At 55.3% G+C, this 12,444-nt stretch carries 8 protein-coding genes; 4 read left to right on the top strand and 4 right to left on the bottom strand.

Annotation, left to right across the window (positions count from 1 at the left end; genetic code table 11):
* Positions 1 to 19 precede the first annotated feature (19 nt).
* The 4 genes from R0137_RS00775 to R0137_RS00760 all read right to left on the bottom strand — a co-directional run bounded on the left by R0137_RS00775 (position 20) and on the right by R0137_RS00760 (position 5,844).
* The gene (locus tag R0137_RS00775; RefSeq protein WP_407327808.1) at positions 20 to 394 is read right to left on the bottom strand and encodes a nuclear transport factor 2 family protein; all 375 of its coding nucleotides are present in this window, start codon (positions 392 to 394) and stop codon (positions 20 to 22) included.
* A gap of 36 nt (positions 395 to 430) precedes the next feature.
* Positions 431 to 2,689 (bottom strand): PQQ-dependent dehydrogenase, methanol/ethanol family, encoded by a 2,259-nt coding sequence (locus R0137_RS00770; RefSeq protein WP_407327807.1) that lies wholly within the window; start codon positions 2,687 to 2,689, stop codon positions 431 to 433.
* A gap of 78 nt (positions 2,690 to 2,767) precedes the next feature.
* Positions 2,768 to 3,850: a HupE/UreJ family protein gene (locus R0137_RS00765; protein ID WP_407327806.1), complete on the bottom strand. Its 1,083-nt coding sequence runs from the start codon at positions 3,848 to 3,850 to the stop codon at positions 2,768 to 2,770.
* 65 nt (positions 3,851 to 3,915) lie between these two features.
* Positions 3,916 to 5,844 carry an adenine deaminase gene (locus R0137_RS00760; RefSeq protein ID WP_407327805.1) on the bottom strand — a complete coding sequence of 643 codons (1,929 nt, stop codon included), beginning with the start codon at positions 5,842 to 5,844 and terminating at the stop codon, positions 3,916 to 3,918.
* Between the two features lie 102 nt (positions 5,845 to 5,946).
* On the opposite strand from R0137_RS00760, the gene R0137_RS00755 reads away from it, so the two are divergent.
* The 4 genes from R0137_RS00755 (at position 5,947) to R0137_RS00740 (ending at position 12,433) form a co-directional block, all read left to right on the top strand.
* Complete coding sequence (locus R0137_RS00755) at positions 5,947 to 7,956, top strand: S9 family peptidase (protein WP_407327804.1); 2,010 nt, start codon at positions 5,947 to 5,949, stop codon at positions 7,954 to 7,956.
* Positions 7,957 to 8,060: 104 nt separating this feature from the next.
* On the top strand, positions 8,061 to 10,298 hold the full coding sequence (locus R0137_RS00750; protein ID WP_407327803.1) for an adenylyl cyclase: 2,238 nt from the start codon (positions 8,061 to 8,063) through the stop codon (positions 10,296 to 10,298).
* A gap of 51 nt (positions 10,299 to 10,349) precedes the next feature.
* Positions 10,350 to 11,666, top strand: coding sequence for a Zn-dependent hydrolase (locus R0137_RS00745; RefSeq protein WP_407327802.1), 1,317 nt, complete (start codon positions 10,350 to 10,352; stop codon positions 11,664 to 11,666).
* A gap of 110 nt (positions 11,667 to 11,776) precedes the next feature.
* Positions 11,777 to 12,433: a DUF4097 family beta strand repeat-containing protein gene (locus R0137_RS00740; RefSeq protein ID WP_407327801.1), complete on the top strand. Its 657-nt coding sequence runs from the start codon at positions 11,777 to 11,779 to the stop codon at positions 12,431 to 12,433.
* Positions 12,434 to 12,444 lie beyond the last annotated feature (11 nt).

Genomic DNA, 12,444 nt, shown 5'->3' with positions numbered 1-12,444 from the left:
CGGACCCGTTGAATTGGAGTCAGGACAATGCTTTTATCAAGCCGGACGCTGCGTTAGCGTCAAGATACTCGCGCAGCTCCTGCACTTTGCCATTTTGAACATCCGCAACCACACAGATACGCATGTCCAGCTCGCTACCATCGGGAAGTGTTCCACGAACGCTGTGTTCTTCGACGAACCCCGTGGTTGTTGCCGAGCGTTTGGCCTCTTCATAGCGAAAGTTATCGACAACATCGACTACCGCCATTGAAAACCTCACTAACTTATCGAGAGTCATCGGCGGATTATCGTTTTGCCAGCCTTGCAGGTCCGGCGCGCACAAGGATCGAACCTTCTCTTCATCACCATCTTGAAAGGCACTAAAAAGCGCCTCGCATATTTCAAGGTTGTTCATGTTGCCCTCGCGGCAAAGTAATAGTCGGTAGCTGTCTTATTCGGTCGCAGTTGCGACCTCACGCTCCGCCATATCATTGCGCGCTTGCAAGATGACATAGGCGCGAATCGATTCAATCTCTTCTTCGCTAAGATGGTCTGCAAAAGACACCATGCCGTTCTGGGCTAGGATCCCGTCATACACCACGCTCTTCCAGGCTTCGGCATTCGCAGTGATGGGTGACCAGCGCAAATCAGGCAAAACCCCGGAGCCGATAGCGAAGGGGCCGTGGCAAACAAGGCAATTGCGCGAGTAATGTACCAATCCTTCGTTGATGGTTTCCTCATCGCCGAAAGCAGCAGCTGTGGTCATGCGGTTAACGACAGGGAGATCGGGTACTGGTATTTCGCCTGTGCCTCCGAGCTTGAAGACGACGACTTTGCCGAGTTTGGTTGTGACTGCATCGTCAAAGGCGTAGCCAGCGGCCAGTCCAAAGGCCGAGCCCCATCCGGTAGTGATTGCCAGATACTGCGTGTCATCGATGGAGTAGGTGCCGGGCCCGGCGTTGGCGCCCGATTGCAGGTTGTAGGACCAGAGTTCCTCACCCGTTGCCGCGTCGTAGGCAAAGAATTCTCCGTCCAGGCGTGCCTGAAAGACCAGTCCTCCCGCTGTAGACAGTACGCCACCGTTCCAGGCATTGGGGTGCTCTACGCTCCATCGGGGCTGTTGTGTTTTAGGATCCCACGCAATGAGGCGCCCCTTGAGTGTACTCCTGGCCGCTTTAATATCGGTAGATCTGATCTCGGCGGGTACCAAGGCGGCGAAATCAGAGCCGGTGTTCCAGCCGGTGGTATTGTTCGCGTAGCGCGCATCCGCAGCGTAGGCCTGAGGAATCTCCTGCGCAGGGATATAGGCCAGATCCTCGGTGGGGTTAAAAGCCATGGGGTGCCAGTTGTGCGCACCCAATGGCCCCGGCAGAAGCACCACGGGCGCTGCACCGTAGCGCGCACCTTCAGCTTCGATAGGACGACCGGCTTCAGTCAGTCCCTCTGCCCAGGTAACTGGACCAAAAGCGCTGCCAGAAATGAACTGTCCGGTTTCGGCGTTAACGACATAAAAGAAGCCGTTCTTCGGCGCCTGCATGGCCACGCGCAGATCGGCGCCGTCATCACCCAAGGGTAAGTCGGCCAGAATGATTGATTGCGTTGCGGTGTAATCCCAGTTGTCGCCCGGGGTGGTTTGAAAGTGCCAGCGGTAACGGCCGGTCTCTGCATCGACAGCAACAATCGATGACAGGAACAAGTTGTCGCCCCCAGAGGGATCGCGGAAGTCGCGGTTCCAGGGCGAGCCGTTGCCCACACCAAAGATGATCTGATCGTTGACCTCGTCATAAACGATGGAGTCCCACACAGTGCCGCCGCCACCATCGCTTACCCAGTGACCTTCGTCTCCCCAGCTGTCATTGGCAAACTTGGCAAACACCTCGTCCGAGATTTCGTTATCCGGCTCTTTATTGGGGTTTGGTACGGTGTAGAAGCGCCAGATTTTCTCGCCGGATTTAGCATCGTAAGCACTCAGGTAACCCCGCACGCCCATCTCGGCGCCGCCATTACCGATCAGAACTTTACCGTCCACAACACGCGGGGCTCCCGTGATCGTGTAGGGCTTGGACTGATCGACAGTGACGATGCTCCAATTGCGCTCGCCGGTTTTTGCATCCAGCGCTTCAAGACGCCCGTCGATTATGCCGACAAAGACCTGCCCTTCGTAGACGGCGACACCACGGTTCACCACGTCACAGCAGGCATTGACACCCACCGCCTTATCGACCTCGGGATCATAGGTCCAAAGCTCTTCTCCGGTTTCTGCGTCCAAGGCGTAAACAAAGGACCAGGCGGAGGTCACATACATGACCCCATCGACCACGATAGGGGTCGCTTCAACGCCGCGATTGGTTTTAAGTTCGTAGGTCCAGGCGACGCCTAAGTCCGCAACGCTCTCGCGATTAATGTCGGTCAGTGATGAATGTCGCTGCTCGTCATAACTGCCGCCATAGGTGAGCCACTCGTCACTTGCCCGGGTATCAATGATTCGCTGGGTAGTGACATCAGCAAAGCTCTCTTGGGGTGCTTCAGCCGGCACGACTGCTGCAGGTTCACTTTGGTTGTTGCAGCCACCAAGCACGAGTAGGGGGAGCAAAAAAACGCTTGATCGTGCGATCGCCGATGATGTGACTTTGGGCTTGCGTGATACGTACTGCGCTGTCGATGGCGAGGAGGGCAGGGAGCTAAGATCTTGAGAGCTAAATACGGGCATGTTGAGTTACGCCTTATTGTTAGTTAGACGGCTAGTCTAGGATGACTGCCGCTCATTTAAAAGCAATGCGATGATTACTTAAAAGAAGCGCAATCCCGCGATGGCAGAAGTGAGAACAATTATCAGCACCGAGCCGCCGCGTTTCCATGGGACTGTTTCGGGAAACCAGCGTAAAAATAGCAGCGAGATAGCACTCAAACAAAATAGAAAGGCGAGCTGTGCTGCTTCTACTCCCAGGTTGAATGCCAATAAACCCGCGATAAGAAAATCAGCGGGTAAGCCTATTTCCCGAAGTGCGGCGGCAAACCCAAGCCCGTGTATCAAACCAAAGACCAAGACCAGAGGGTAGCGTGTATGAGTTCCCGTGCCTCCCGCCAAATTGGCTATGGCTATCCAAACAATGCTTAGCAGGATGAGTGGCTCAACGATGGACGCTGGCGCGCTAATCCAACCCAGGGCCGTCAAGCCGAGACTCAGCGAGTGTGCAATCGTAAACAAGGTGACGATGCCGACTAGTCCCGCAAGAGAGGCGGATCCAAAAAACAGTGCAGCCACAAACAATAGATGATCGATTCCGTCCGGGAAAATGTGCCGGAACCCGGCCAACAGTAGATCTGCGAAAACGGCTCGCGCTTCAGATGAACCAGTCTTTGATGTCTCGACAACCGGAGGCTGGTCCTGCTGGGATTCGGCGGCGATCAAAAATGCAGGAGATCGCTGTCCGGTAACTAACCAGCGGGTTTGCTTGCGCCCATTTGCTTCGGCTCTGAGGGTGTTGGCGATGGGTTCTTCAAATATAAAGCTGTCCAGATAGCTAACCTGCAGCGTCAGGGGCTCAGTGGTGTCTGATGATTTGGGGAGTGTTCCCGTGAGTCGAATCTCAGAGCGCGGCCAAGCCAGAGGATCAAGGAACTCTTCGCGGCTTGCCTCTGGAAGGTTCACCTCTTCGATTCTAAGAGAGACCCCCGCACCGTTTGCGGTAAGAGCGATGGCGTTGGGGAGCGGCGAGAGTGCCCGTTCGATCGAGCCATCGCTAAGAGGATCGTCTTGCTGGCTCCACAACCAGTATTCCTCTCGACTGCCGGCGGTCGCTAGTAAGTCGAGCGTCAGATCCACAGTGACTCTGCCGTCAGAATGCACCGAAACGGTGGATCTGGACATATTAAGAAGATGCGAATGCGCGCTGACCGCGACCAGGAGAAGCGCTAAAAGCAGCCCCGTTCGCATTACCAAGCTACGGGATGGGTCTCACCGGTGGTGATGTTGACCAGGCCGCCTGGATTACCCGCATAAGGAGCCACAAGCTGCCATTTCCACGGCGACGCGGTTAAAAATGCGAAGCGCATCCGCTCGGGTAGACCGGGGTTACCAATCCAATCCATCTGATCCGCTGCATTGAATAGCGCCTCTACCTCGGCGCCCACTTCAGTAACGGAACGCTGCGAGACCAGCCCGGCAACTTCCAGGCGTACCGTTGCGACCACCTCTCCGTTATGGACGAGCGCCCAGCCCCCCTGCATTTGTGCAACGGTATTTGCCGCCAGAGCCATGGCTTTGTCATCGTTACCTAGTACCCAGATGTTGTGTAGATCATGGGACTGAGAGCTGGCAAGGGCGGAGTTTGGTGAAAGAGGACCGACGTTGCGCCAGAACATTGTCGATAGCGCAGCGTCTCCGTGGTAACGGTCGATCACGGCGACTTTGCTGATGCCGCGAGACGGATCCGCGCGGAGCTCGCCTTCGGTTACTGCCAGGGTGTCCTTGGGGAGCTCCGGTTTAAAGTAAAACGGCTCCAACACCGCAATATCCATAGTCTCCCGACCTTTGGGCGCCGTCATGACGAAGTCTGAGGCTGTAAGTGTGCGCCCCACGTTCATTGTATTGGTTGCCCACGCTGGGTAATCGATCTTGGGTACATCCAGCAGGTACTTGCCGTTTTGCGCCGCGAGTCTTCCGCTGGCGTAGACCGACTCTACGGCCACGGTATCGGGGTCGGTCAGCAGCACTATGTCTGCGAAGCGACCGGGGGCGATACTGCCTACTCGATCATCGATATTAAAATGTCTGGCAGTGTTGTAGCTGCCCATTTGGTAAGCGATGGTTGTGGGTATGCCCGCTTTGATCGCTGAGCGAATGTTGTAATCCATGGAGCCAAGCTGAGTCGTTGTGTGCACGTCGCGATCATCGGTAGTGACCGACACATTGCTCCAGTCGCTAACTCCTTCCTTTATGAGGTAAGGGAATAGATCTCGCATGGCGCGGACTTTCACTTCCAGGAAGACACCTCGTCGTAGTTTTTCCAGCCCTTCTTCGGGTAGTCGAACTTCGTGATCAGAAGATAGTCCCGCCGCAGCAAATGCGTTGATCTCGGCTGATGTGACAAGGCCCGCTCCGTGACCTTCAATGACTCCGCGGTTCTGCCGCGTGGCCTGCATCATTCCCCAGATACGTTCGTGACCCGGAGCGTCTAACTCGCTAACCGATGTCCAATCCATAACCTCGCCAAGACCAACGACGCGAAGGTCCCGCTCCATAAAGGCTTTCATTTCGTCATGGCCGTAATAGCCTCCACCAGATTCATAGACGGTGGGCGGTGTGGCAGATCCCACGGCAGGGAAGATTTTTAGCGGGCTTCCGGCGTCTTCGGCGTAGAGCCAGAAGTTCACGTTGTTATTGCCCACCACGTTAGAAATTTCGTGGGAGCCTTCGACGGTCCACGTGCTGCCAAAGGGAATCACCAGCTCCGCTTCGTATTCGGGTGTGAGGTAGCTGCTCTCGATGTGTTTGTGCGATTCACCAAAGCCGGGTACGGCCCAAAGGTCGCTGGCATCGCGAATGGCTAGCGCTTTGCCGGTGAAGTTGCCGCTATTCCCCACCCAAGCGATGCGATCTCCAGAAATGGCAATGTCCTGCGCCGACTCCCAGTTCCCCGTAAAAACGTTGAGCAGCGTAACGTTGCGAATCAACAGATCGGCGGGCGCGCGCCCTAGCGATACTTGTAGTAATTGCCGACGAGTCTCAACTTCCGGAGACAGCACGGTAGTTTCTTCTCGGAAGCCCGGGAGCGTTTGGGCGAACAAATTTCCGCACATGAGTAATAAGGCGAGAGCGAGCATTCGCATGAGATTCTCCGGCGATAGGTAGTAGCGCCGCATAATCATAGCCTAGGCAGGAGAAGATGGTCTGCGATTAGACAAGGGAAAATCTGCTGCTATGATTTCTGCTAATCCCTAGTCTTCATTTTCGAGGTCGTGTTTATGCGCGCTATCCGCGTTGTATTGCAGTTTTCTCTGTTGTCTGTGTGTAGTTTGGTGCCGAATCTCCACGCTCAGGCGGATGGTCAGCATCCGCTTACTATCGATGACATCATGGCGATTAAGTCGGTTGGTGATCACCAGATCAGTCCTGATGGCCGGTGGGTCGCCTATACGGTTACTGAAAAAGACCTTGAGGAAGACAAGTCCAGAACACAAATTTGGATGGTTTCCATAGATGGTGGTGAAGCTATCCCGATGACGTCGCCAGAGAGCTCTGCGCGGCGCCCACGCTGGACCCCCGACAACAAGTATCTGAGCTTTACCGCCAGCCGTGGTGAAGACGCCAAAACGCAGGTTTGGCGACTGAACCGACTAGGTGGTGATGCAGTGCAGATTACCGATGTTAAGCAGGGTGTCAGCGGCTATGCATGGTCTCCCGATGGCAGCCGACTACTGCTTGAGATCGAGGACATGACGCCGGAAGAAATGACCGAAGATACGGAGGATGACGATCGTCCTAAGCCTCACGTAATCGATCGCATTCAGTTCAAACGCGATTACGCCGGTTACCTGGACCGTCGTCGTACCCACATATATACCTACACGCCGGGCGAGGATGCGCCGGTGCAAGTGACTTTCGGGGATTATGAGGATGAAGATCCGGTATGGAGTCCTGATGGTCAGTCCATAGCTTTTGTGAGTGATCGCTCTGAGGAGCCAGATCTTCATTACGGCTCAAATATCTGGCGTGTAGATTTGGCGGGTGATGAGCCAAAAATGTCCAAGGTGACTGATAGCGAGGGCAGGGAGCGGTCTCCTACGTGGAGCCCTGATGGCAAAAGGATCGCTTATGTGACGACGACAGGACCTGATGTCGGTGGTTCTGCGCTAACTCCCACGCAGTATTTGGCGGTTACACCCGCGGACAAATATGAACGTCGCTTACTCACGGCTGATTTGGATCGTAACGTATCAGATCCACAATATAGCGCCGATGGTAAGCGCATTCTGTTTCGTCTGGAAGACAGCGGGCAGGTGCACTTCGCTTCTGTTGCCAGCAATGGAACGGGTCTGAAGCGAGAGCTTGATGGTCCGGTCACCGTTCGAGATATCGAAGTGGCTGCCGGTCGCACCGTGGTCAGGGTGGAGCAGGCGAACCGGCCCTCAGAAATCTACGCCTACGACGATGGCGTGATCACTAGTCTGACAGACGTTAATGGTGGAGTGTTCGATGAGGTTATGCCGGCCAACGTAGAAAAGCAGGCATTTAGAAGTGCAGATGGCACAACTGTCGAAGCGTTTTTTGTTCGGCCGCCAGATTTTGAAGCTGGCAAGCTTTACCCGACAATCCTCTGGCTCCATGGTGGCCCGGCTGCGCAGTTCAGCTATAGCTTCCGGGACAACGCGCACTTGTTTGCTGCGAACGGTTATGTAGTGATCATGCCTAATCCGCGAGGTTCAGTAGGCTATGGCGAGGCCTTCGCCAAAGGTACCGTTGCGGCTTGGGGTGAAAAGGATGTGCAGGACGTCTTAGCGGCCGTAGATCACGGCATCGAAATGGGCATTGTGGACCCCGAGCGTCTGGGTGTTGGAGGCTGGTCTTACGGTGGCATCCTTACCAATTACGTAATTACTCAGAGCACGCGTTTTAAAGCGGCTTCTTCCGGTGCGAGTTTAGGCCTAGTGCCTGCGAACTACGGCCACGATCAGTATCAGCTCATGTATGAGCTTGAGTTCGGGCTGCCCTGGGAAAACCGCGAGCGCTGGGATGCACTATCGCCCTTCTGGAAGGTTGAGGACATCACTACGCCTACCCAATGGATGGGTGGTGCGGTGGATTGGAACGTCCCCATTATCAACTCCGAACAAATGTACCTTGCTATGAAACGTCTCGGTAAAGAGACCCAGCTGGTGGTGTATCCCGATGAGCATCATGGAATTCGGCGGCCGAGTTTTCAAAAAGACAGACTGGAGCGTTGGGTGGCATGGTTTGATCACTACCTGAAGTGACGCGCTAAAAGTAAGGACTGAGACTGCTGGTGGGGCCCATATCTCTAGTGTGGGCTCGCCGAATGCGCTATGGTCAGCGCATCCTTTTTCGGCAGGTCTAGTGTGTGAGTTTTTTCGGCGAACTCAAGCGGCGTAATGTCTTTCGTGTAGCGGGCTTATACGTTGTTGTTAGCTGGGTGATTGTGCAGGTGGCAGCTACGGTTGAAGAGGCCATCGCACTGCCCGCATGGTTTGATGCTGTTGTCCTGTCATTCTTGGTCCTCGTTTTCCCCATTGTTCTTATATTTGCCTGGGCTTTTGAGCTTACGCCGGAAGGTATCCAGCGCACCTCTGCTGTCGACAAAGAAGAGAGTATTACCACCCAGACGGCTTCCAAGCTTGATATCGCGCTGTTGATCTCCTTCTTGATGTTTGCTGGAGCATTGCTTGCACCACGTTTTTTGCCTGAGCGACAAACAGACACTGGAGACACCGCGGCAGCTGATACTGCGTTGCAAGTTGACGAACAACTGGTGAGTGACGCCACCCCGCCGGTCAAAGATGCGTCGATAGCGGTGCTGCCTTTTGCAGATCTATCCCCCGATGGCGACCAGGAGTACTTCGCCGATGGTATTTCGGAGGAGCTTCTGAACGTGTTGGCCCAAGTTGACGGCATGAAGGTCGCCGGACGCACCTCATCCTTTGCTTTTAAGGGGCGTAACGAGGATCTTCGCGAGATTGGTCAGGTGCTCAATGTGGCGCACATCCTTGAAGGCTCCGTGCGTAGCCAGGGCGACAAAGTCCGCGTGACGGCGCAGCTGATTCAGGTGAGCGATGGCTTTCATTTGTGGTCCCAAACCTACGACCGGGATCTTAGCGATATCTTTGCGGTGCAAGACGACATCGCCCAGCAGATTTTGGTGGCACTCACCGATGAGCTCATGGCCGATGCTGCGCCGGCGATTGCTCCTGCAGCACGTACGGACATTAGTGCCTTTAATCTATTTTTACAGGCCCGGGACCTGATCGCGAGCCGGGATGCGTCTGGTATGCAGCGGGCTTTGGAGCTGCTCAATCGCGCTATCGAGATTGACCCGACCTACGCGCCGGCATACGCGTCCCGCGCTAAAGCCTACACATTGCTCTCGGATCGGCCCGGCTCCTACGGCAGTATTCCCGCTCAGGAGGCGCTTACGCTGGCGCGTGCTGACGTGGATAAGGCGTTGGCACTTGATCCGAAGCTTGCGGATGGCTTCGCAATACAGGGCCTCATTAACGCGGATATTGGTCGACCGGATTTTGCCGTCTCCAGCCTGCGCCGCGCGCTGGAACTGAACCCTAATTCTTTGGATGCCCGCAACTGGCTGGCTCTGGCCCTGGCCTTTAATGGCCGCTTGCGGGATGTAGCTGACCAGCTCAAAACCTTGGTGGATATCGATCCGCTGTACCCACCGGGTGTTACAAACACGATTCTTTATAACTACCGAATTGGCGATTTTGAAACTGCAAAGCGGGTCGGCGAGCGTTATATCCGCGCCAATCCCGGCGAGTTTGAGAGCATACGGATTCGTTCGGGGCTTCTTATGCTCGACAATCAGCCCGCGGAAAGTATTCTGCTGCAAGAGACCCTGCCGCTGGACAAGCTCGATGCCCGGACCTCAGGCGAATTGCGTAGCAGCTATTATGATTTGGGTATTGATGCTGAGTACAAGGGGCCGCATAAGCTTCAGCCGCTATTCGAACCTTATGGCATGGAGTCTGAGGGCGATCTGGCGGGTGCATTGAATAAGGCCCGCAAGGCCGTGGCCGACTTCCCTGAGTACTATGCGGCGCATACGGTATTGATACGAGCACTTTCGCAAGCCGAAGCTGATGAAGAGCTTGCCGCGCACTTTGCAGCGGCCTTCGACGGTAGCCTGGAGACCTATGCGACCAAGCTGCGCCCCTCGGTGAGCGTAAACCCCCCGCCCTATGGGCAACTAGCGCTGGCATTGCGTGCGGTTGGTAACACTGCCGAGTATGAGGATGCCATGCAGCGCTGGCGTTTTACTATCGATATGTTCCGTGCAGGGGGCGACGTGTCGCCCGGTCGTGATCGTGATGACGCTGCCTATTGGGCGATTGTCGGTGATGACGAAAAAAGCATCGACTTTTTGGAGTCGGCTTTTAGTAAGGGACACCCTTTAGACGTTTTTGTGTTCAGGGATCGTGTGTACAAGGATTTGCAGTTGCATCCACGCTTTGCTGCGCTTCGTCGGGCAAACTTGGAGCGTGTGAACGAAGAACGCGCGATTTTGAACTACCCGCCGCTAGATGAAAGTTATTACACCGGTATTGAGCCAGAGACTACGCCGACAGATTAAGCTCGCCCTCAGGCTCTGCCCAGCGTCATTCACGCCTTAGAGAAACCAATAATGAAAAGATTTGTTCTTGCCTGCGCACTCCCACGCTGTGGAGCAGCTCTGATTCTTGGGTCTCTTATGACTACGGCGGCTATCGCTGAAGACATGCTTCGCGCCGACCCTGACCGCATGCAATCGCGGATCGAGGCGCTCGGGCAGTTTGGTGCGAATCCCGAGGGAGGCGTGAGTCGCGTCGCCTTTAGCGACGCCGATTTAGAGGGGCGGGCTTGGCTCAAGGAACAAATGGTCTCTCTTGGATTAACGGTAAGCACCGATTTGGCCGGTAATATTGTTGGCCGTCGTGTAGGAAACAACGAAGCTCTGCCACCGATATTGTTCGGCTCGCATATTGATTCGGTTCCCGGTGGCGGCAACTACGATGGACAAGTGGGCGTAGTGGGGGCCCTTGAGGTTGTAGAGCTGCTCAATCAAGCGGGGATAACCACCGAACATCCCTTAGAGGTCGTCAGCTTTACCGACGAGGAGGGCGGCCTGGTTGGTAGCCGAGCCATGATTGGCAAACTGACTGAGGACGCCTTGGACGTTGTCTCTAATAGTGGTTTTACCATTCGCGAAGGGCTCGCTCGTGTAGGGGGCGACGCCGAGCGCATCGAGGAAGCTGCGAGGCCGCCTGAATCGCTGACGGCATTCCTCGAGCTGCATATCGAGCAGGGCGGTATTCTCGAGCAGAAGGAGTTACAAATCGGCGTTGTCCAAGGCATTGTTGGGATTCGTTGGTGGGACGTCACGGTTGAGGGTGTTGCTAATCATGGGGGCACAACGCCTATGCCTCAACGTAATGACGCCTTGGTGGCCGCATCTAAGTTGGCTATCGCGATCAACACGACGGCGACAGAGTTAGAAGGCCGTCAGGTAGCTACTGTGGGACGCATTGAGGCATTTCCGGGAGCACCTAATGTTGTTCCGGGTAAAGTCATTATGAGCCTTGAAATTCGCGACCTAGATGGCGACAAAATGCAGCAGGTGTTTGATCTGGTAGAAACGCAGGCGCAGGACATCGCAAAGGCATCAGAGGTATCTATCAGCTTTAACGAGCTGGACGTAGCCTCACCCCCTGCGCTAACGGATACAGGCATCCGTGATCTTATCGCCGAAGCCGCAGAGTCCTTGGGTTACAGCTACCAGCGCATGCCCTCCGGTGCCGGGCATGATGCTCAGGACCTCGCCAAGATCACCCCCACAGGCATGATTTTTGTGCCGAGTAAGGGCGGGATCAGCCACTCGCCCTACGAATACACATCGCCCGAGGACATGGCGAACGGTGCCACTGTGTTGTTCCACACGGTGATGGCGTTGGACGCTCAGTAACACAATTTCCTCAAACGATACGACGAAGCGAGTGTCCGCAGCGTCCAGATGTGTCGGCACTCCGACGCGCTGCGGTAGACTCAGGGTTTTGATCCTAAGGCACAGTTAACATGCGACGTCTGCTACTGACCCCTATCATCCTCTTGCCTTTGACCGCTTGTGTGTCCAGCGGCGTTCGCGATGTCGAGATCACACCTGCCGCAAGTCTGGATACAAAGGTTGGTCGTGAGCTGGTGCTGCTTTTACCCGCTGGTGACTTTACGATTGAGCCGTCTATGGATGATGAGCTGCACGCCACCGCGCGATTTTTCTGCAACTCACAGAGCGATACCTGTCGAGAGAAGGCTGCCGAGGCGGGCATTGTTCACGCCCTGCAAGGCACAACGTCTACGCTATCTTTTAAACCATCTTCTGCTTACACCACGCGCCACGCTGATCTGCGTTTCCTTATTCAAGTCCCCGCCGTCGAGCAACTCGACATTGAGATGGACGCAGGGGATCTCAAAATCGATGCTGCAAGCGGCTGTCTTAACGTTAAAGCCGGGGCGGGTGATGTAAGCATCAGTGCTCCCGCATCGAGCGTTGCCAGGGTCAAGCTGGATGCGAACATCGGAGACGCCAGCCTGCGAATTCCCGACGGCGAGGTGTTTGATGAGCGGAAGCTGCTCGTGGGCTCCGAGGTTCTCTGGGAAGAAGGCACCGGAAGCTGCCAGTTGCGGGGCAAGTTGCAGGCTGGCGATCTCAATGTTCGTTTGACTTCGGACTGATAGCCAATAAC

The sequence above is a fragment of the Congregibacter brevis genome, from assembly GCF_045689245.1.
Lineage (GTDB): Bacteria > Pseudomonadota > Gammaproteobacteria > Pseudomonadales > Halieaceae > Congregibacter > Congregibacter brevis.
Note: the sequence above shows the minus strand (reverse complement) of the source record. Positions and strands in the feature narration are given on the sequence as shown.

Bases quoted from the DNA above. Each gene is read 5' to 3' on its own strand.
- R0137_RS00760 (WP_407327805.1), bottom strand. From the start codon at position 5,844: ATGCGGCGCTACTACCTATCGCCGGAGAATCTCATGCGAATGCTCGCT.
- R0137_RS00745 (WP_407327802.1), top strand. From the start codon at position 10,350: ATGAAAAGATTTGTTCTTGCCTGCGCACTCCCACGCTGTGGAGCAGCT.
- R0137_RS00740 (WP_407327801.1), top strand. From the start codon at position 11,777: ATGCGACGTCTGCTACTGACCCCTATCATCCTCTTGCCTTTGACCGCT.
- R0137_RS00755 (WP_407327804.1), top strand. From the start codon at position 5,947: ATGCGCGCTATCCGCGTTGTATTGCAGTTTTCTCTGTTGTCTGTGTGT.
- R0137_RS00775 (WP_407327808.1), bottom strand. From the start codon at position 394: ATGAACAACCTTGAAATATGCGAGGCGCTTTTTAGTGCCTTTCAAGAT.
- R0137_RS00770 (WP_407327807.1), bottom strand. From the start codon at position 2,689: ATGCCCGTATTTAGCTCTCAAGATCTTAGCTCCCTGCCCTCCTCGCCA.
- R0137_RS00765 (WP_407327806.1), bottom strand. From the start codon at position 3,850: ATGTCCAGATCCACCGTTTCGGTGCATTCTGACGGCAGAGTCACTGTG.